General features: G+C 74.5%; 12 protein-coding genes, 8 tRNA genes and 1 pseudogene. 12 read left to right on the top strand and 9 right to left on the bottom strand.

The annotated features are described in order from the left end of the window. Window positions 1–137 precede the first annotated feature (137 nt). Window positions 138–209, bottom strand: a tRNA-Val gene (locus ACFY2K_RS25485). A gap of 402 nt (window positions 210–611) precedes the next feature. Between ACFY2K_RS25485 and ACFY2K_RS25480 the strand changes: the two genes are divergently transcribed. Continuing rightward, complete coding sequence (locus ACFY2K_RS25480; protein ID WP_030056266.1) at window positions 612–1,025, top strand: SsgA family sporulation/cell division regulator; 414 nt, start codon at window positions 612–614, stop codon at window positions 1,023–1,025. Window positions 1,026–1,465: 440 nt separating this feature from the next. Further along, window positions 1,466–2,035, top strand: coding sequence for a CGNR zinc finger domain-containing protein (locus ACFY2K_RS25475; RefSeq protein ID WP_360230149.1), 570 nt, complete (start codon window positions 1,466–1,468; stop codon window positions 2,033–2,035). A gap of 24 nt (window positions 2,036–2,059) precedes the next feature. Here ACFY2K_RS25475 and ACFY2K_RS25470 read toward each other — a convergent pair whose 3' ends face one another. Beyond that, entirely contained in the window at window positions 2,060–2,542 is a 483-nt protein-coding gene (locus tag ACFY2K_RS25470; protein ID WP_375890044.1) for a hypothetical protein, read from the bottom strand. Between the two features lie 111 nt (window positions 2,543–2,653). Between ACFY2K_RS25470 and ACFY2K_RS25465 the strand changes: the two genes are divergently transcribed. After that, the gene (locus ACFY2K_RS25465) at window positions 2,654–3,154 is read left to right on the top strand and encodes a DsbA family protein (protein WP_380532803.1); all 501 of its coding nucleotides are present in this window, start codon (window positions 2,654–2,656) and stop codon (window positions 3,152–3,154) included. A 44-nt stretch (window positions 3,155–3,198) separates the two neighbouring features. Here the strand turns inward: ACFY2K_RS25465 and ACFY2K_RS25460 are convergent, their stop codons facing one another. The 3 genes from ACFY2K_RS25460 to ACFY2K_RS25450 all read right to left on the bottom strand — a co-directional run bounded on the left by ACFY2K_RS25460 (window position 3,199) and on the right by ACFY2K_RS25450 (window position 6,053). Continuing rightward, window positions 3,199–4,044, bottom strand: a complete 846-nt coding sequence (locus ACFY2K_RS25460; RefSeq protein ID WP_375890048.1) for a GNAT family N-acetyltransferase — start codon at window positions 4,042–4,044, stop codon at window positions 3,199–3,201. A 73-nt stretch (window positions 4,045–4,117) separates the two neighbouring features. Further along, the gene (locus tag ACFY2K_RS25455; protein ID WP_387714255.1) at window positions 4,118–4,948 is read right to left on the bottom strand and encodes an aminotransferase class IV; all 831 of its coding nucleotides are present in this window, start codon (window positions 4,946–4,948) and stop codon (window positions 4,118–4,120) included. A 25-nt stretch (window positions 4,949–4,973) separates the two neighbouring features. Then, window positions 4,974–6,053, bottom strand: coding sequence for a chorismate-binding protein (locus ACFY2K_RS25450; protein ID WP_387714252.1), 1,080 nt, complete (start codon window positions 6,051–6,053; stop codon window positions 4,974–4,976). Window positions 6,054–6,385: 332 nt separating this feature from the next. Between ACFY2K_RS25450 and ACFY2K_RS25445 the strand changes: the two genes are divergently transcribed. From ACFY2K_RS25445 to ACFY2K_RS25415, 7 genes are all read left to right on the top strand, one after another. Next, a tRNA-Gly gene (locus tag ACFY2K_RS25445) sits at window positions 6,386–6,458 on the top strand. A 40-nt stretch (window positions 6,459–6,498) separates the two neighbouring features. Next, window positions 6,499–6,572 (top strand) — tRNA-Cys (locus ACFY2K_RS25440). A 34-nt stretch (window positions 6,573–6,606) separates the two neighbouring features. Continuing rightward, window positions 6,607–6,678, top strand: a tRNA-Val gene (locus ACFY2K_RS25435). Between the two features lie 41 nt (window positions 6,679–6,719). Further along, window positions 6,720–6,791: transfer RNA gene (locus ACFY2K_RS25430), tRNA-Val, on the top strand. A 44-nt stretch (window positions 6,792–6,835) separates the two neighbouring features. Further along, window positions 6,836–6,907: transfer RNA gene (locus ACFY2K_RS25425), tRNA-Val, on the top strand. 44 nt (window positions 6,908–6,951) lie between these two features. Further along, window positions 6,952–7,023: transfer RNA gene (locus ACFY2K_RS25420), tRNA-Val, on the top strand. Between the two features lie 44 nt (window positions 7,024–7,067). Next, window positions 7,068–7,139, top strand: a tRNA-Val gene (locus ACFY2K_RS25415). Between the two features lie 280 nt (window positions 7,140–7,419). Here ACFY2K_RS25415 and ACFY2K_RS25410 read toward each other — a convergent pair. Then, a complete protein-coding gene (locus ACFY2K_RS25410; RefSeq protein ID WP_360230161.1) occupies window positions 7,420–7,620 on the bottom strand; it encodes a hypothetical protein in 201 nt (66 codons plus the stop codon). A gap of 406 nt (window positions 7,621–8,026) precedes the next feature. Between ACFY2K_RS25410 and ACFY2K_RS25405 the strand changes: the two are divergent. Continuing rightward, window positions 8,027–9,370, top strand: a pseudogene (locus ACFY2K_RS25405) (serine/threonine-protein kinase); the annotation flags it as partial. A gap of 1,501 nt (window positions 9,371–10,871) precedes the next feature. Here the strand turns inward: ACFY2K_RS25405 and ACFY2K_RS25400 are convergent. Then, window positions 10,872–11,678 (bottom strand): TrmH family RNA methyltransferase, encoded by an 807-nt coding sequence (locus tag ACFY2K_RS25400; RefSeq protein WP_375890939.1) that lies wholly within the window; start codon window positions 11,676–11,678, stop codon window positions 10,872–10,874. An 89-nt stretch (window positions 11,679–11,767) separates the two neighbouring features. Here ACFY2K_RS25400 and ACFY2K_RS25395 point away from each other — a divergent pair, with 89 nt between their 5' ends. Then, window positions 11,768–14,509, top strand: coding sequence for a SpoIIE family protein phosphatase (locus ACFY2K_RS25395; RefSeq protein ID WP_375890937.1), 2,742 nt, complete (start codon window positions 11,768–11,770; stop codon window positions 14,507–14,509). Window positions 14,510–14,546: 37 nt separating this feature from the next. Here the strand turns inward: ACFY2K_RS25395 and cobA are convergent, their stop codons facing one another. Together cobA and cobT are read right to left on the bottom strand one after the other, a co-directional pair. Then, window positions 14,547–15,794 (bottom strand): uroporphyrinogen-III C-methyltransferase, encoded by a 1,248-nt coding sequence (cobA, locus tag ACFY2K_RS25390; RefSeq protein ID WP_375890936.1) that lies wholly within the window; start codon window positions 15,792–15,794, stop codon window positions 14,547–14,549. 105 nt (window positions 15,795–15,899) lie between these two features. After that, window positions 15,900–19,865, bottom strand: a complete 3,966-nt coding sequence (gene cobT, locus ACFY2K_RS25385; protein ID WP_387714247.1) for a nicotinate-nucleotide--dimethylbenzimidazole phosphoribosyltransferase — start codon at window positions 19,863–19,865, stop codon at window positions 15,900–15,902. Window positions 19,866–19,959: the final 94 nt, after the last annotated feature.

The following is a 19,959-nucleotide window of genomic DNA, read 5'->3' as shown; positions in this document are numbered from 1 at the left end:
CACAGAACTCGCGCTCCGCACGGAAGATGACTGGCCCTCAGCCGGATTCGATACCGGCTCTTCGGATGGATTTCCGGAAATACATGTGAGGCCCAGCCGATAATCGACTGGGCCTCACATATCACAATGCATTCCGGTGGGCGATACTGGGATCGAACCAGTGACCCCTTCGGTGTGAACGAAGTGCTCTCCCGCTGAGCTAATCGCCCGGGTGCAGGGAAAACATTACCGCATCCCGGAGGGTGCTCCGAACACCCCGCCCGCCGGCGACCCCGCCCCAACGCCCGGGGCTGGGGCCTCCCCGCCACCCGTCCCGTCCCTCCCCGCCCGCGCGCACGACTCGTCGGGCCCGGCCGCACCACCCGCTCCCCTGTTCCCGGCCCGCCCGGCACTCCGACGGACCGCCTGCACGCCGAACCGGAATCCGACCGAGAAGAACCGCCGGTAATGCCCCGGGCGGGTACTCCGGGGCGATTCCGCAATGCGCCGTAAGGGGTACGACTCGCGCCCGAATCGGGACAGAGGGGTTTACATCGGTCTTGGGGGTGGGATGGTCCGTTCGCCGACGTGCGATTCCCCGAGCGCACACTGAGCGAAAGGCCATGGCGCTTATGAACACCACGGTCAGCTGCGAGCTGCACCTGCGCCTCATCGTGTCCAGCGAGTCCTCACTGCCCGTCCCCGCGGGCCTGCGCTACGACACCGCCGACCCCTACGCCGTGCACGCCACGTTCCACACGGGCGCCGACGAGACCGTGGAGTGGGTGTTCGCCCGAGATCTCCTCGCGGAGGGGCTGCACCGACCCACCGGTACCGGCGACGTCCGGGTGTGGCCGTCGCGCAGCCACGGGCAAGGGGTGGTCTGCATCGCCCTGAGCTCTCCGGAAGGAGAAGCCCTGCTGGAAGCCCCGGCCCGCGCGCTTGAGTCGTTCCTCAAGCGGACGGACGCCGCGGTGCCCCCCGGCACCGAACACCGTCACTTCGACCTCGACCGGGAGCTGTCCCACATCCTCGCCGAAAGCTGACCCCGACCGGAGGCGGTCCAGCCCCGCTGTCGGCGGGGCCGTACTTCCTGCCGTCATCGCTGCCGTCCTACTCGGGGGCACGGCAGCGGACTCAGCCGCGCACCACGCGGCCTCGGGGCCGGTGAACGGCCCGCTCCCACCGGAGCGGGGCCACAGCACCGCAGGCGCCCGGCATCGGAGCCGGCCATCCGTCACGGGTGGTCGGCCTCGCTGCCGGGCGCCACCGTCGTTTCCGGGGTCCCCGGCGGCTCCTCCCGGGCCGCGGGGCGAGGGGCTCGGCGGGGCCGCCGACACCCGGGCCGCGCCCAGACCGGGACACTCCGCCGGAATCCGTACAGGCCTTCGAACGAAGGCGCCGCCCTTATGCCGCAAGGGCCGGTATGGTCTGGGGTAACCGTGGACGCGGGGTACCGGAGTCCCCCTGCGCGAGGAGTCCCAACGTGCTGATCACCCATGACACCGAGTGCGCGCTGAGCATCCTCGTGGATCTGCTCAACACCGCGCCCGAGGTGTGCGGCGACGAGCGACTGCCGGACGTCGCCGCGCTGGACGCCTTCGTGGGCCGCCAGGAGATCAGCGAGATCGACTCGCTGACCGAGGACGACCTGCGCCAGGTGCAGGAGCTGCGCACCCGGCTGCGCGAGGTGTTCTGGACGGAGTCCACCGAAGCGGCCGCCGAGCTGGTCAACGCGATCGTCGCGGCCGCCGGGACGACGCCCCGGCTGGTCAACCACGACCACCACGACTGGCACATCCACTACTTCGCCCCGCACGCCGCGCTCGGGCCCCACCTCGCGGCGGAACTCGGCATGGCGCTGGCCTTCATCCTGATGGCGGGCGAGCGGGAGCGGCTGCGCCGGTGCGAGGCGCCGGACTGCGCGCGGGTCTTCGTGGACCTCTCCCGGAACCGCTCCCGGCGCTACTGCGACAGCCGCACCTGCGGGAACCGGCTGCACGTCGCCGCCTACCGGGCGCGCCAACGGTCGGCGGAGGCCGTCGCCCCCGCCTGACCGGCGCCGCACCTCCCGCCCGGCTCAGATACCGCGTTTGCGGAGGATCTCCTCGATGTCGGCGAAGTCGCCGAGGCCGTCGTCCCGCTTGCCCGCCTGCGGCTTGCCGGACGCCTTGGGGTCCCTCGACGCCTTGGGCGCCTTGGGTGCCTGGGCCACCGCCGGACGCTCCGGAGCCGCTCCGGCCGCGGCCGGACGCTCTGCGGAGGACTCCACCTCACCGCGCCGGCCCGGCCAGCGGCTGGCGAACAGCAGCGCGGCGGAAACGCCGAGCAGCACCAGGCCCGTCCACACCCGGGGGTCGAAGACCAGCTTGGCCGCCCAGTCGGCGAACTCCCGGCCGATCGTGCTCGCCAGCGGGAACAGTCCGGTCAGGTAGAGCCCGGCGGGCAGCAGGGCGACCGCGAACCAGCGGGTCGCCGAGCGGAAGCGCCGCCGCCGGGCCCGCAGGCCCGCGACGGCCACGCCGCCGGCCGTGAGGAGGAAACTGATCGCCGCGGTCAGCACGGGTGCGCCCCTTCGCTTCCGGTGGTCCTGGACATCGGTGCCTCCCTCTCGGTCCGCCCTCGGGCGCACCGCCGGGCGGGGGCGGGCACCCACTAGTGGAACACTGGGGGAATGATCGATGGTTCCCTCCCCCGCCTCGAGTTCTGGTGCGACCTCCAGTGCCCGGACTGCCGCACCGCCCTGGACGACGTACGGGCGCTGCGCGCGCAGTACGGCGACGCGCTCTCCGTCGAGCTGCGGCACTTCCCGCTGGAGAAGCACAAGCACGCCTACGCCGCGGCGGAGGCGGCCGAGGAGGCGTTCGCCCAGGGGCTGGGGTGGCCGTTCGTGGAGGCGCTGCTGGCCCGGGTCGAGGAGTTGGACGCCCGGGGGCAGAAGCTGCTGCTGGAGGTGGCCCGGGAGGTCGGGGTGGACGCCGAGGAGGTCGACACCGCGCTGGTCGACGGCCGGCACATGCTGATCGTGGACTCCGACCAGGCCGAGGGCAAGGCGATCGGGGTCACCGGGACGCCGACGTACGTGATCGGCCGCGAGCGGTTGGACGGCGGGAAGAGCCAGGACGGGCTGCGCGAGCGGATCGTCGCGGTCATCGAAGCGGCGAAGGCCTCCTGACCGGCTTACCTGACGCCCCGTCGGTCTGATGCTGCGTCAACTGCTCACAGCGGCTTGCCGTAACAGCGGTTGACGACCCGGTAGCCGAGTGAGGCGTAGAGCCGGAGGGCGGCCCGGTTGCCGGAGAAGACGTTCAGGCCGAGTTCGCGCACTCCGGCGGCCAGGCACTCCCGCTCGGCGAGCAGCATCAGGGTGCGGCCGTGGCCCCGGCCTCGGTGGGCCCGGTCCACCTCGACCACCATGACCCAGGCGAGCGGGGTGCCGTCCGGCAGGTCGCGCAGGTGGAGGTTCACCCAGAGCGAGCCGAGCGGCTCGGGGGCGCCGCCCGGGCCGTGGAGGCGGCGCAGGGCGACGCCGGGGGTCTCGACGCCCTGCTGGAGGACGTTGCGGTGGTCCAGGCGTGACTTGGCGCGGGCCTGCGCCTCGGTGAGGCCGGAGTCCCGCAGGGACTGGACGTACTCCCGCGCGGCCCGGTCGATCCAGGCGGGGAACTCGGCGGCGTCGATCGGGCGGGCGGTGACACCGGCGGGCAGCGGCGGGGCGGCGGTCAGGCTCTTGCCCAGGTTCCGCATCCGCTCGGTGTAGCCGAGGGCGGCGACCAGCCCCCGGGCGATCGGGGCGGACTCGGGGACGACGACGTCGACCCGGGTGCAGCCCCAGGCGCGCAGCACCTCCTCCGCGGCCAGGGCGCCGAAGGTGCCGCGGCCCCGACCGCGGCCCTCCGTGATCTCCAACTCCGCTATCTCACCCCAGAGTTCACTGTCGTGACGGGCCGAGCTGGTGCGCAGGGCGCCGACCTGGTGGCCGTTCGCGAGGATCCGCCAGCGTCTGGTGCGGCCGCCGGCCGTGGTGGGTGTCTCCGGGCCCTCGGGGCGCAGCGTGGTGGTCATGTCGTGGTCCCTTCCCCTCGCCGGGAAGGTTATCCGCGCTGCCCGGGGCGTCTGCCCGGCCGTTTCCCCGGGGTCAGGGGTCGAGGTCGTCGCCGCTGCGCTCGGCGAAGACGGCCATGGCCTTGGCGGTGACCGGGCCGGTGCCGGGCAGCCGGCGGTCGTCGACGCGGGTGACGGCCTGGACGTCGCGGGTGGTGGAGGTCAGGAAGATCTCCTCGGCCTCCTCGAGGACGCCGAGCGGGAGGTCGGCCTCCTCGGCGCCGCACCAGTCGACGACCAGCTGCCGGGTGATCCCGGCCAGGCAGCCGGAGGCGAGCGGCGGGGTGAGCAGGCGGCCGCCGAGGACCACGAAGACGTTGGAGCCGGTGCCCTCGCAGAGTCGGCCCGCGGTGTTGGCGAACAGGGCCTCGGAGGCGCCGGTGCGGTGGGCGGCGGCGAGGGCGACCACGTTCTCGGCGTACGAGGTGGTCTTGAGGCCGGCGACGGCGCTGTGCTCGTTGCGGCGCCAGGGGACGACGGCGACGGCGGTCTCGTCGGGGCGGGGGCCGATGGCGTTGAAGCCGACCACCAGGGTGGGGCCGGTGGTGCCGCGCTCCGAGCTGAGGGGGGCGTCGCCGCCGGTGTAGGTGACGCGCAGGCGGCCGAGCGGGGCCGGGTTGGCGGCGAGGACCTGGGCGCAGGCCTCGCGGACCACGTCGTGGTCCGGGTCGGGCAGGCCGAGGCCGCGGGCGGAGCGGGTGAGCCGGTCGAGGTGGCGGGTGACCGCGAAGGCCCGGCCGTCGACGGACTTCATGGTCTCGAAGACGCCGTCGCCGGTGGTGAGGCCGTGGTCGAGGACCGAGACGGCGGCGTGGGCGGAGTCGACCAGGGTTCCGTTGACCCAGCTCGTGGTGCGGGTGTTCATCGAGGGCTGCTCCTAGACACGGTTCCTAGACACGGTGCGGCTCGGGGGCGGTGTCGATGCCGGGCTCGCTGCCCGACGCTATCGCGACGAGTCGGGCGGCCTTGAGCTCGGTTTCCGCCCACTCGCGTTCCGGGTCGGAGCCCCAGGTGATGCCGGCGCCGGTGCCGAAGCGCAGGACCGGTACCCGCGGGTCCTGCCGGTCGAGCCAGAAGGTGCGGATGCCGACGGCGAGTTCACCCTCGCCGCGGTCGGCGTCGACCCAGCCGATCGCGCCGCAGTAGGGGCCGCGGGGGGCGGTCTCCAGGGCGTCGATGATCCGCAGGGCACTGGACTTGGGGGCGCCGGTGACCGAGCCGGGCGGGAAGGTCGCGTCGAGCAGTTCGGGCCAGCCGGCGCCGTCGCGCAGGGTGCCCTCGACGGTGGAGACCAGGTGGACCAGGCCGGGGTGCTTCTCGACGACGCAGAGGTCGGGCACGGTGACGGTACCGGTCCCGCAGACCCGGCCGAGGTCGTTGCGGACCAGGTCGACGATCATCACGTTCTCGGCGTGGTCCTTGTCGAGGAGGTCGTCCTCGGTGCGGCCGGTGCCCTTGATCGGGCCGGACGAGACGGTGCGCCCGGTGCGGTGCAGGTAGAGCTCCGGGGAGGCGGTGGCGATCTCGACGCCGTGGTCGGGCAGTCGGACGGTCCCGGCGTAGGGGGCGGGGTTGCCGCGGGCGAGGAGGCCGGTGAGGGCGTCGATGTCGCTGCGGTCGGGGTCGGGCAGCGGCGCGGAGAGCACCCGGCAGAGGTTGGCCTGGTAGACCTCGCCGGCGGCTATGTGCGCGCGGATGCGGCGTACGCCCGCGGTGTAGGCGGCGCGGTCCAGGGAGCTGTGCCAGCTGCCGACGTCCGGGCCGTGCCAGCCCGCGCCGGAGGGCGGGGCGGGCGCGGGGCGGACCTCGTCGAAGCGGGCGCAGGTCAGCCGGCCCTCGAAGTCGTAGGCGACGGCCCAGTAGCCGGAGGAGTCGAGCGCGGCCGGGTCCGAGGTGACGTCGCGCAGTCCGGTGGCCAGGCGGCCGCCGAAGCGGGCGAGCGGGGTGCGGGGGTCGGGATGGCCGGACACGGTTCTCCTGCGCGGTGGTGCTGGGGGGTGGCGGTGCTTGAAGTGTAGGTCGGGGGCGTGCCCCGGGTCCGGCCCGAGCCCGCCGCGCCCCCGCGTACGAGCAGCTGAGTGCGTCGCGCCGGTGTGCGCCGGGTGGCCTGCGGATGATCGTCCGGGAGCGCCGGAGGTGGTGGCCGGTGACCGGCCGGAGGGGCTGACGGAACGGCACTCCGTCGGCATCCCCTCGGCACGCTGCGGGAACGGATTTTTAGCTGGCCCGGGAATCCGCTAGAGTTCAACACGTCGCCAGGGAGCGCAGCCGAGGAAAAGCGGTGAAGGTCCCGGGGAGACAGGCGGACGTAGCTCAGTTGGTAGAGCATCACCTTGCCAAGGTGAGGGTCGCGAGTTCGAATCTCGTCGTCCGCTCGATGGAGAACAGTGTAAGGTCGTTCTTCATGCGTTGCCTGGTGGAGTGGCCGAGAGGCGAGGCAACGGCCTGCAAAGCCGTGTACACGGGTTCAAATCCCGTCTCCACCTCCAAGGGGTTCTCCCGGTTCCACCGGGAGACCTCCCCGCGCGATTAGCTCAGCGGGAGAGCACTACCTTGACACGGTAGGGGTCACTGGTTCAATCCCAGTATCGCGCACGTCGGACCTCACGAGGTCCGCTGCACAACCGCCTCACCAGGCGCGATTAGCTCAGCGGGAGAGCACTACCTTGACACGGTAGGGGTCACTGGTTCAATCCCAGTATCGCGCACAGTAACGAGCCCTTCGAGGCTCGCTGCACAACCGCCTCACCAGGCGCGATTAGCTCAGCGGGAGAGCACTACCTTGACACGGTAGGGGTCACTGGTTCAATCCCAGTATCGCGCACAGTAACGAGCCCTTCGAGGCTCGCTGCACAACCGCCTCACCAGGCGCGATTAGCTCAGCGGGAGAGCACTACCTTGACACGGTAGGGGTCACTGGTTCAATCCCAGTATCGCGCACAGTAACGAGCCCATCGGGGCTCGCTGCACAACCGCCTCACCAGGCGCGATTAGCTCAGCGGGAGAGCACTACCTTGACACGGTAGGGGTCACTGGTTCAATCCCAGTATCGCGCACAGTAACGGCCGAGGCCGCGATCCGTCAGGGTCGCGGCCTCGGCCTCTTGCGTTCCGGGTTCGAGGAAGAGGGCGGAGAAGAGCCGCGTACGGTCGCCCTCACCGACGTCCGTACGCGGCGTCTCCGCCTGCCGGGGTGCTCTGCGCACCGCTCTCGCCCGTCCGCGTGTCATCGCGGCCCGCGGCCTCCCCGGCGGCACTGCTCCCCGTCCCCAGGGGAACAGTGCCCGTTCTGGTGTTCTCTGTTTCTCCTGACGGCTCCGCGGCCGTGCCGTCCGCCTCAGCGGCCGATCAGATCGGCCAGGGCCTCGGCCTGGTTCGCCATCTGCTCCCACCCGCCGAACAGCATCACCAGCAGCACGGCGCACGGCAGGGCCATGGCCAGCGCGACGGCGGGGTGCCGGGTGGGGCGCTCGGCGGACTGGGGCTGGATGAAGGGCGGTCGACGCCGGCGGGTGGTTCCCGTCTGCTGCGATGCCATGGCCCTGCTCCTGATCCGGTCGAGTTGGCGCGGTGGACGGCTTACCTCGGGGGACGAGCTCCCCGTCCACCGCTGGACACAACGCTATTGGCCGGGGGGCCTTTCGGGCGTCATGCCGTCGTACTGTTCCTCGGGCATCCCGGAGGATGACGCTCAGACTCAAGGCGTACTACCGGAGGGGGAGGAAGGTCGCGCACCGCCCCCGGGGGAACCCTGAGGGGCAACCCCGAGAGGCGATTCGGCACCCCTGTGACCTGCTGCTCAGCTCACGATCGGACAATCGCACGGCGGCTTGAGGTGTTGCGTATCAGCACACCGCAGCGGGCAGTCCGTAAGCTGTGCCGGACAGGAACTGACGATGCCCCAACCGACGGGGCCTCACCCACAGGCTGACGGGGAACGAGACATGGCGATGATGCGGCTGAGGCGTGAGGACCCCCGCATCGTCGGGCCGTACCGCCTGCACCGGCGACTGGGAGCCGGCGGCATGGGCGTGGTCTACCTCGGCTCCGACCGCCGCGGCCAGCGCGTCGCCCTCAAGCTCATCCGGGCCGAACTCGCCGAGGACCAGGAGTTCCGCACCCGCTTCGCCCGCGAGATCGCCGCCGCCTCCAGGATCCGGGGCGGCTGCACCGCCCGGGTCGTCGGCTCCGACATCGAGGCCGACCGCCCCTGGCTGGCCACCGCCTACGTCCCCGGCCCCTCCCTCTACAAGCGGGTCGGCGACGAAGGGCCGCTGAGCTGGCCCGAAGCCGCCCGGATCGGCGCCGCCCTGGCCGACGGGCTGGTCAAGGTGCACGAGGCCGGAGTCGTCCACCGCGACCTCAAGCCCTCGAACATCCTGCTCTCCCCGCGCGGCCCGCGGATCATCGACTTCGGCATCGCCTGGTCGCGCGGCGCCAGCACCCTCACCCACGTCGGCACCGCCGTCGGCTCCCCCGGCTTCCTCGCCCCCGAGCAGGTCCGCGGCGTCGCCGTCACACCGGCCACCGACGTCTTCGCCTTCGGCGCCACCCTCGCGTACGCGCTCACCGGGGACACCCCGTTCGGCTCCGGGGCGTCCTCCGAAGTGATGCTGTACCGGGTCGTCCACGAGGAACCCGACCTGTCCGCCGTCCCCCCGCCGCTCGCCCCGCTCATCGGGGCCTGCCTCGCCAAGGAACCCGCCGAGCGGCCCGGCGCGGCCGCCCTGCACGAGCGGCTCAGCGAGCTGGCGGCCCGCGGCACGGCCGCCGCCGGCGGGCGCGGGGTGAGACGGGGAACCGCGGCCGCCGCACCCGCCGGTGCGCCGCAGGCACCCCAGCACCCCCAGCACCCCCAGCAGGAGAACGGGCGGCCGGGCGTACCGGGCCCCGGGCGCTCACCCGAACCCGCCGCACCGGCCGCGCGGGCCCGGGCCGGTGCGGGCCGGGCCGGCGGGCAGGCGCCCGCGGGCGCCGCGCGGCGCCCGCACGGCGCCCCGCTCCCCCGGCCCGAGGCCACGCCCGTCACCCGCCGACTGCGGGACCGCTCACAGACCCCGCCGCCGGCCCGGCCCCGCCCCCGGGACCGGCAGCACACCCCCGCACCCGGCGGACGGCCCGGCACGGCACGGCAGCGGTTGCTGCGGCAGCGGCTGGTCGTCTTCGTCACCGTGACGATCGGCGTCGCGCTGGCCATCGCGGCGGCGCAGGGCTGCGAGAACCGGAGCAACCAGGGGGCGCGACCGGCGGTCGGGCAGAGCGCGACGGCCGGTACGGGTGGCGGCGGTGGCGGCGGCGGCGAACTGGCCGTGCCCGGGAGTTCCGTGGATGTCGCACCGCAGGCCTCGGCGACCCCGCTCCCAACCCCGCTCCCGGCCGCCGCGCGCGGCACCGCGGACAGTGCGTTGGCGCCCGCGCAGGGGCCCGGTCCCGTGGTGGACTGGCCCAACCGCAGCTACCCCGACGCGGCGGGCGGGCCGGCCGTCACCTTGAAGGACGGGCGCTCGGTGGGCGGCGGGCCGCAGATCGCGCTGAGCGCCGTCCTGCCCGCCCGGTACAAGGGGCAGCCGGCCACGGTCGTGGTGCTGCGGCGGGTGGAGGGATCGGCGCCGGTCGACCTCGTCCAGCTCTACACCTTCGCCGGGGACTCACCCGTGGCCACCACCTCCCGGACCTCCACCGCCGACCCGCAGGCCACCGCCGCCTGGCGCCTGGACGGCAGCGCCGTCGTCCGTGAGGAACGCGTGGCCGCCACCGGCGCGATCATCTCCACCCGCTACACCGCGCGGGCCGACGGCACCCTCGACGAGTCCTGGCCCGGCGCCGGCGCCTCCGGCGGCACCGGCCTCACCACCCCTCCCCCGGCCGCCGCCCCGGCCCCACCCACCGCCCCGACGGGCTGAGCGAGCGAGCTGGCACAGGAAGTCGGGCTGGCCGACTTCTGGCGCCTCGCCCTGTGCCAGGGGCGTGAGGTGGACGGCACAGCCCAGGCGGCGGGCAGCGGGCGCGTCGGCGTCGAGCACTGGAAGTCGGGTCGGCCGACTTCTGGTGCGGCGGTGGGGCTGCGGGCTCAGGGTGCGCAGCTGACCGGGTGGTCCCGCGGCGAGCGGAGCGGCTTCCGGCACAGCAGCGGCGACATCGGGCCTGGAAAAGACCGCGCAGGAAGTCGGGTCGGCCGACTTCTGGCGCACGGTGGGGCTTGGTGGGCAGCTGCGGGCGAGCGTAAGAAGTCGAGCAGGGCGGCCGTTCGTGCTGCGGTCTGGCGATAAGGGCCCAGTCGCGAGGTAGCCTGCGCGGCTCAGGTGGCGGGCGTCAGAAGTCGGGCCCGCCGACTTCTAGCGCCAGCCGGAGGCGGGGTCGCCGGGCGAGCGGCGGGGGTCAGGCCCGTCGACTTCCGGCGCAGGCACCGGGCTTGAGCAGGTGAAAGAGCCCCCGCCGCCGCACCAGAAGTCAGGCGGGCCGACTTCTGGGGCCCGGCGGGGGTTGGTGGGCAGCCCGAGGCGTTGGCGGCGGGCGGGCGCGAGAGGTTGAGCAGGGCCGCAGTGGTGAGGTAGCCGACGCGGTACAGGCGGCGGGCATCAGAAGTCGGGCTCGCCGACTTCTGGTGCCGGCCCGCCGGGCGAACGGCGGAGGTCGGGGCTGCCGATTTTCGGCGCAGGCAACGGGTCTTGAGCAGGTGCAAGAGCTTCCGGGGGCGCAGCAGAAGTCGAACCGGCCGACTTCTGGTGCCGGCCAAGGGTGGCACCAGGTTCGCCGGGTGAGCGGCCTGTGGCGGGGCGACCTCTGGGGTCAGGGGGTGGTGACGGCGTAGAAGGCTACGGCGGCGGCGGCGCCGACGTTGAGGGAGTCGATGCCGTGGGCCATGGGGATGCGGACCGGGTGGTGGGCGGCGGCGATGGCGCGGGGGGTGAGGCCGTCGCCTTCGGCGCCGAGGAGGAGGGCGGTCCTGGGGAGGGTGTGCGGGGCGAGGGTGGCGAGGTCGACGGCGGTGTCGGCGGGGGTGAGGGCGAGGAGGGTGAAGCCGGCGTCGCGGACGGTGTCGAGGGCGGCGGGCCAGGGGTCGAGGCGGGCGTACGGAACGGCGAAGACGGCGCCCATGGAGACCTTGACCGCGCGGCGGTACAGCGGGTCGGCGCAGTCGGGTGAGAGCAGGACGGCGTCCATGCCGAGGGCGGCGGCGCTGCGGAAGATGGCGCCGAGGTTGGTGTGGTCGACCAGGCCTTCGAGCACGGCGACCCGGCGGGCCCCGGTGAGCAGGTCGGCGGCGTCCGGGAGGGGCTTGCGCTCCATCGAGGCGAGGGCGCCGCGGTGGACGTGGTAGCCGGTGACGGCTTCGGCCAGGCCGGGTTCGACGACGTGGACCGGGGCGTCGGCCTCGGCGATGACGTCGGCCATCACGTCGAGCCACTTGGCGGTCAGCAGCATCGACCGCATCCGGTAGCCGGCCGCGAGGGCGCGGCGGATGACCTTCTCCCCCTCCGCGATGAACAGGCCCTCGGCGGGTTCGCGGCGGCGGCGCAGTTCGACGTCGGTCAGGCCGGTGTAGTCGGCGAGGCGCGGGTCGGCCGGGTCGGTGATGGTGCTGGGTTCGGACACCCTGTGATCTTGCCAAGCCGGGACGGGGAAGGCCAAACGGCGGAGGTGACGGGGTGGTCCCAGGCTACTCGGAGTGCAAATATGACGGTATGGCCCGAAATCCGGGCCGATCCTGGGCTCCGTCGGCCTCTGGTGCCACCGGCGACGCCGGCTCCCCCGGTGGGCGCCCACACGGTCGGCTAGAGCTGCCACGCGCGAAGCGGTCGAGACCGGACCGGCACTGGTCGGTGGCCGGACAGGTGTTCGCGCTGCAGATCCTGATCGTGCTGCTGCTGGTCGCGGGGGCCGCGGTGGCGCTGGTGGTGCAGTCGCACAACGACGCCGACCACGAGGCGAGCAACCGGTCGGTGGCGGTCGCCCAGGCCTTCGCCAACTCACCGGGCATGGTGGACGCGCTGCGCTCCCCCGATCCGACCGCGATCCTCCAGCCGAAGGCGCAGTCCGCGCGGATCTCCTCGGGTGTGGACTTCATCGTGGTGCTGAACAACCAGGGCATCCGCTACACCCACCCCAATCCGGCCCGGATCGGCCAGAAGTTCATCGGCACGTACGAGCCGGCGCTGCACGGCCAGGTGGTGACCCAGCACCTCACCGGCACGCTGGGCCCGCTGGTGCAGGCGGTCGTCCCGGTGTACGCGCCGGACGGCTCGGTGGTCGGGCTGGTCTCGGCGGGGGTCACCCTGAGCAACGTGTCCACCGCGAGCGAGCGCCAGCTGCCGCTGGTGCTGGGCGCGGCGGCGGGCGCGATAGGGCTGGCCACGCTGGGGACGGCGCTGATCAGCCGGCGGCTGCGGCGGCAGACGCACGGGCTGGGCCCGGTCGAGATGACCCGGATGTACGAGCACCACGCGGCGGTGCTGCACGCGGTGCGCGAGGGCGTGATGATCGTCGGCGGGGACGGGCGGCTGCTGCTCTGCAACGACGAGGCGCGCCGGCTGCTGGACCTGCCGCCGGACGCCGAGGGCCGCCCGGTGACCGAGCTGGGCCTGGAGCCCGCGCCGCTGGAGCTGCTGACCGCCGACCGGCCGGTGAGCGACGAGGTGGTGCTGGCCGGGGAGCGGCTGCTCGCCGTGAACGTACGGCTGACCGACCGGGACGGCGGCCCGCCCGGCTGCGTCGCCACGCTGCGCGACTCCACCGAGCTGATGGCGCTGACCGGCCGGGCAGAGGGCGCGCAGCGGCGGTTGCGGCTGCTGTACGACGCCGGGCTGACGGTGGGCAGTTCGCTGGACGTGACCCGGACAGCGGAGGAGCTCGCGCAGGTCGCGGTGCCGCGGTTCGCGGACTTCGTCACGGTGGACCTGGCCGAGCAGGTCCTGGCGGGCGAGGAACCCCCGTCGGTCGGCACGCTGGGCCGGATGCACCGCACCGCGCTCGCCGGGATCAGGGACGACGCGCCGTTCCACCCGGTGGGGACGGTCCTGGAGGTGGTGCCGGCCACCCCGCTGGCCGGGGCGCTGCACAGCGGCGCGCCCGGGCTGGAGCCGCGGCTGGCCGAGGCGCGGGGCTGGCGGGAGCAGGACCCGGAACGCTCGGCGCGGGTGCTGGCGTACGGGGTGCACTCGCTGGTGCGGGTGCCGCTGCGGGCGCGCGGGGTGCTGCTGGGGGTGGTGCGGTTCTGGCGGGCGGACCGGGCCGAGCCGTTCGAGCCGGAGGACCTGACACTGGCCGAGGAACTGGTGGCGCACGCGGCGGTGTGCATCGACAACGCCCGGCGCTACACCCGGGAGCACGAGATGGCGGTGACCCTCCAGCACAGCCTGCTGCCGCGGAGCCTGCCCGAGCAGAGCGCGCTGGAGGTGGCGCACCGCTACCTGCCGGCCCAGGCCGGGGTGGGCGGGGACTGGTTCGACGTGATCCCGCTGCCGGGCGCCCGGGTGGCGCTGGTGGTCGGCGACGTGGTCGGGCACGGGCTGCACGCGGCGGCGACGATGGGGCGGCTGCGCACGGCGATCCACAACTTCTCGACGCTGGACCTGCCGCCGGACGAGCTGCTGGGCCATCTGGACGAACTGGTGAACCGGATCGACCAGGAGGAGGCGGGCGGCGCCGGGAGCGCCGGGCTGACCGGGGCGACCTGCCTGTACGCGATCTACGACCCGGTGTCGCGGCGCTGCACCCTGGCCGGGGCCGGGCACCCGCCGCCGGCCGTGGTGGACCCCCAGGGCCGGGTGACGTACCCGGAGCTGCCGACCGGGCCGCCGCTGGGGCTGGCGGTGCTGCCGTTCGAGACCGTCGAACTGGAGCTGGCCGAGGGCAGTCGGCTGGTGCTGTACACGGACGGGCTGGTGGAGGACCGCGAGCGGGACATCGACGAGGGCCTGGAGCTGCTGCGGACGACGCTGGGCGGGCCGCCGCGGACGCCCGAGCAGACCTGCGCGGACGTGCTCGGGGCGATGCTGCCGGCACACCCGCAGGACGACATCGCGCTGCTGGTGGCGGAGACCAGGGTGCTGGCGCCGGACCGGGTCGCGCAGTGGGAGGTGCCGGCCGACCCGGCGGCGGTGGGTGCCGTCCGGGCGCAGGTGGCCCGGCGGCTGGCCGACTGGGGGCTGGACGAGGCGGCGTTCGTCACCGAGCTGATCCTGAGCGAGCTGGTGACCAACGCGATCCGGTACGGCTCCGGGCCGATCCGGGTGCGGCTGCTCCGCGACCGCTCGCTGATCTGCGAGGTGTCGGACGGCAGCAGCACCTCGCCGCACCTGCGGTACGCGGCGACCGAGGACGAGGGCGGGCGCGGGCTGTTCCTGGTCGCGCAGTTCGCGGACCGCTGGGGGACGCGCTACACGGCGACCGGGAAGGTCATCTGGACGGAGCAGCCGTTGGAGTAGGAAGTCGGACGGGCCGACTTCCCACTCCGTGGGCCTGCTACCGCTGGAAGGCGGCGGCCAGGACGTTGACCACGTCGCCGACCACGATGACCGCCGGGGGCTTGACGCCCTCGGCCTCGACCACGGCGGCGACCGTGGCCAGGGTGGCGTCCACCCGGCGCTGGGCGGCGGTGGTGCCCTCCTGGACGATCGCGACCGGGGTGTCGGCCGGGCGGCCGTGCTCGACCAGCGTGGCGGCGATGGCGCCGATCTTGTCCACGGCCATCAGCAGCACCAGGGTGCCGCTCATCCCCGCGACGGCCGTCCAGTTGGTGACCGAGCGCGGGTCGTCCGGGCCGACGTGGCCGGAGACCACGGTGAACTCCTGGGTCAGGCCGCGGTGGGTGACCGGGATGCCGGCCGACTCCGGGACGCTGATCGAGCTGGAGATCCCGGGCACCACGGTGACCGGGATGCCCGCCTCGGCGCAGGCCAGCAGCTCCTCGCCGCCGCGGCCGAAGACGTACGGGTCGCCGCCCTTGAGCCGGACCACGAACTTCCCGGCCTTGGCGTGGTCGATCAGCGCCTGGTTGATCGCCTCCTGGGCCATCTGGCGCCCGTAGGGGATCTTGGCGGCGTCGATCACCTCGACGTGCTCGGGCAGTTCGGCGAGCAGCTCGCGCGGGGCGAGGCGGTCGGCGACCACCACGTCGGCGTCGGCGAGCAGCCGGCGGCCGCGCACGGTGATCAGGTCCGGGTCGCCCGGGCCGCCGCCGACCAGGGCGACGCCGGCGCCGCGGGTGCGGTACGAGCGGGCGGCCAGCGAGCCGTCCCGCAGACCGCCGACGACGGCGTCGCGCAGGGCGGCGGAGTGGCGCGGGTCGCCGGTGAGCACCGCGACGGTGGCGCCGCCGTCACGGCCGCTGGCCGGGGTCCAGGCGGAGGCGGCGGAGGCGTCGTCGCTGCGGGAGCAGAACACCCGCTCGCGCTCGGCCTCGGCGCTGATCGCCGTGTTGACCGCCGGGTCGTCGGTGGCCACCAGGGCGTACCAGGCCCCGGCCAGGTCGCCGTCCGCGTACGGGCGGGCGTGCCAGGTCAGCTCGCCCGCGTCCGCCATGGCCTGGACGGCCGGGGTGGTGGCGGGGGATATCAGGTGCAGGTCGGCGCCGGAGGCGATCAGAGCGGGCAACCGCCGCTGCGCGACCTGTCCGCCGCCGACCACGACGACGCGACGGCCGGCCAGCAGCAGGCCCACCGGGTAGGGGGTCAGGCCCTCGGTGCTGGGGTGCGGGGTGGGCGCGCTCATCGGCGGTGCTCCTGATCGGGATGAGGGTGTGGGGAAGTACGGAGATACGCCGCTCCGCGGGCCGGCGCGCCCTCGGGCCGGTCCGCGGAGCGGTGAGGTGGTGCGTCAGGCCTTCTCGGTGACCCCGGCGGAGTCGAAGGTGGCTACATCGTGCATCGCGCGGGCCGCACTCTGCACCAGCGGCAGCGCCAGCAGGGCACCGGTGCCCTCGCCGAGCCGCAGGTCCAGGTCGATCAGCGGACGCAGGCCGAGCTTCGCCAGCGCGGCCTGGTGGCCGGGCTCGGCGGAGCGGTGGCCGGCGATGCAGGCGGCCAGCACCTCGGGGGCGATCGCCTTGGCGACCAGCGCGGCCGAACCGGCGATCACGCCGTCCAGCACCACCGGGGTGCGCAGCGAGGCGGCGCCCAGCAGGAAGCCGGCGATGGCCGCGTGCTCCAGGCCGCCGACGGCGGAGAGGACGCCGATCGGGTCGTTCGGGTCGGGCTGGTGGAGGGCCAGCGCGGCGCGGATGACCTCGACCTTGCGGGCGTGGGTCTCGTCGTCGATGCCGGTGCCGCGGCCGGTGACCTCGGCCGGGTCGAGGCCGGTGAACACCGAGATCAGGGCGGCCGAGGCGGTGGTGTTGGCGATGCCCATGTCGCCGGTGACCAGCGCCTTGTTGCCCGCCGCGACCAGGTCGCGGGCGGTCTCGATGCCGACCTCGATGGCCTGGAGGGCCTCCTCGCGGGTCATCGCCGGGCCCTGGGTCATGTCGTCGGTGCCGGGCTTGACCTTGCGCGGCAGCAGGCCGGTGGCCCGGCCCTGCTGGACGGCCTGCGGCAGCTCGGCGGCGACGCCGACGTCCACGACGCAGACCTCGGTGCCGATCTGCTTGGCGAAGGAGTTGATCACCGCTCCCCCGGCCAGGAAGTTGCCGACCATCTGGGCGGTCACCTCCTGCGGCCACGGGGTGACGCCCTGGGCGTGCACGCCGTGGTCGCCCGCGAAGATCGCCACGCAGGCGGGCTCCGGGATCGGCGGCGGGCACTTGCGGGAGAGGCCGGACAGCTGGGCGGAGATGATCTCCAGCATGCCGAGCGAGCCGGCCGGCTTGGTCATCCGCTTCTGGCGGTCCCAGGCCTCGCCGAGCGCCTTGGCGTCCAGCGGGCGGATCCCGCGCAGGGTGTCGGCGAGCAGGTTCTGCGGCTCCTCGCCGGGCAGCGCGCGGTTGCCGTACTGCTCCTCGTGCACCACCCAGGCGAGCGGGCGCTTCTTGGCCCAGCCCTGCTGCTCCAGCTCCGGCTCGTCCGGGAACTCGTCGACGAAGCCGACGCACAGGTAGGCGACGACCTCCAGGTGCTCGGGCAGGCCGAGCTCGCGGACCAGCTCCTCGTCGTCGAAGAAGCTCACCCAGCCGACGCCCAGGCCCTCGGCACGGGCGGCCAGCCAGAGGTTCTCGACGGCCAGCGCGGCCGAGTACGGGGCCATCTGCGGCTGGGTGTGCCGGCCCAGGGTGTGCCGGCCGCCGCGGGTGCGGTCGGCGGTGACCACGATGTTCACCGGGGTGTCGAGGATCGCCTCGATCTTGATCTCCCGGAACTGCTTGGCCCGGCCCTTCGGCAGCGAGTCCGCGTACGCCTCGCGCTGGCGCTCGGCCAGGGCGTGCATCTTCCGACGGGTCTTCGCCGAGCGGATGACCACGAAGTCCCAGGGCTGGGAGTAGCCGACGCTGGGCGCGGTGTGGGCCGCCTCCAGGACGCGGATCAGCACCTCGTGCGGGATCGGGTCGGGGCGGAAGCCGTTGCGGATGTCGCGGCGCTCGCGGATCACCTGGTGGACGGCGTCGCGGCCGGCGTCGTCGTAGCCGGGGGCGGCGGGGCCGCGGGGCTCGGCGGGCTCGGCGGGCTGCTCGTCCTCGGCGGCCGGGGAGTCGGTCGGCTCGACGGCTGCCTCGGGCTGCTGCTCGGCGGGCTGCTCGGCCGACGGCTGGTCGGCCTGCGGCTGCTCGGTGGCGGCCGGGGCCTCGGGCTGCGGCTCCTCGGTGGCCTGGGCCTCCGGCTGCGGCTGCTCGGCGGCGGGGGCCTCCTCCTGGACGGCCTCCGGTCCGGCGGCGACGGGCTCGGCCTGCGGCTGCTCGGCCCCGGGCTGCTCGGCCTGCTCCGGCTGCGGCTGCTCGGCGGCAGGGGCCTCGGCGGGCTGCTCGACGACCTCGGCGGTCTCGGCGGTCCCGGCGGTCTCGGGGACCACGCCGACCGGCTGTTCGGTGACCTCGGTGACCTGCTCGGGGACGGGCTGCTGCGCGGCCTCGGGAGCGACGGCCTCGGCGGGCTGCACGGCCTCGGCGGCGGCCTGCTCGACGGTCGGCTGCTCGGTCTGCTCCGGCTGCCCGGGGACCGGCTCGGCCGGGGTCTCCGCGGTCGGCTCGGCCGGGACGGCCTCCGGCTGCGGCTGCTCGGCCTGCTCCGAGTGCTCCGGCTGCTCGGCGGTCGGCTCGGCACCGACGGCCTCGACAGCGACGGCCTCGGCCTGGACCGGCTCGGTGGCGGGCTCCTGCTCGGCAGCCTCGGCGACGACCTGACCGGAGGGCATCTCCCCCGTACCGGCGGCGGTTTCGGCCACCGGCTCCGCGACGACCGCCTGCGCGGCCTCGGCGGGCTGCCCGGCCTCCTGGACCGCCTCGACGGCCTCGACGGCCGGAGCCTGCTCGACGGCAGGGGCCTGCTCGGCGGCCTGCGGCGCGTCGGCGGCCGCTATGGGGACGGTCTGCTCCTGGACCGCCGCGACGGCCGCCGGGGCCTGCTGGGCCGCCTCGACCTTGGGCAGGCCGTGCGGGGTCGGCGCGGCGAGGAAGGCGGAGATCCGGCGCGGCTGACCGGCCGGGGCGGCGGCCTCGGCCGACTCGACGGGCGCGGCGGACTCGCCGGCACCTTCGACGGCCACGACCTCGACGGCGGCACCTTCGACCGCGGCGGTCTCCACGACGGGGGTCTCCACGGCCGGGGCGTCGACGAGCACCGTCTCGACCGCGGGGCTCTCCACCGCGACCGCCTCGGCGGCCGGCTGAGCGACGGTCTCCGCCGCGACCGGCTCGACCACGCCGGCCGGGTCAGGCTGGACGGCCTCGGCGGCCGGCTGGACCGGAACGCCCTCGGCGGGCGGTGCGGCCAGGACGGCGTCCGGGGTCCCGACGACCTCGATCACCTCGATCGCACCGATCGCCTCGACCGCCATCAGGCCCTCGACCGGCGGCGAGGCCAGCGGCACCTGCTGGTAGCCCTGGGCCTGGGCGGCCTGGTGAACCTCCGGCCCGCCCTCGACCGTGGAGGGAGTCGGCGGCACCGGCGCGGCGGGCGCCACCGGGGCGGCCTGCGGCACGGCGCCGGGAGCCTGCGCGACGGGCTCGCCCATCGGCGGCCGGCCGACGACCGGGATGCCGTGCGCGGGCGTGCCGCCCAGCGACGGGCCGCGGTCGGCCAGCGAACGGACCGGCACCTGGCCGGTCATCAGCGAGGGGTCCGGGATCGGCGGGCCGGCGTGCAGCGGGCGCCGCGGCTGCTGAGCCTGCGTCATCGGCTGCTGCGGGTACGGCTGCGCCTGGGCGCCCTGCGCCGGCGGCTGCTGGAACTGCTCGCCGCCGAGCACGGGCGGGTCGACCGGCGGCCAGGAGGGCTCGACCGGGGTGCCGTCCGGCTGCGCGAACGGGGCCTGCTCGGCGCCCCAGGAGCCCTGCGGGCCGGGCATCAGCAGGACGTCGTCCTCGTCGTCCAGCCCGTCCGGCTGGTCGACGAAGTGGAAGGCCGGGCGCTGGGCGCCCTGGTCGACGGCCCAGCCGTCCCCCGGGGCGGCCGGGGCCGGCACGCCGGAGGCGGTGAAGTTCGGCTGGCCCTGCGGCGGGATCACGCCCGCGCCGGGGGGCACCGCGCCCGGCAGGCCGCCGAGCGGCGCCGCCGGGTTGGGGATCACGCCGCTGTCGGTCGCGACGCCCTGCAGAGGTGCAACGCCCGCGACGCCCTCCGGTCCGCCGAGCGGGTCGGGCCCGGCGTGCAGGTGCTCCGGCAGTCCCTCGCCCGGGACGTGGCCGCCATCGGTCATTGTCAAAGCTCCTTCCAGGCCGCTGCCGCGCCCCTTGGCGACGCGATCCACCGACCGCAGCGCCCATCCGCACGGGCCGGGCCTGCACCGACCC

Source organism: Kitasatospora sp. NPDC001309 (assembly GCF_042896295.1).
In the GTDB taxonomy this organism is placed as follows: Bacteria; Actinomycetota; Actinomycetes; order Streptomycetales; family Streptomycetaceae; genus Kitasatospora.
This window is presented reverse-complemented; position numbering and strand designations above follow the sequence as displayed.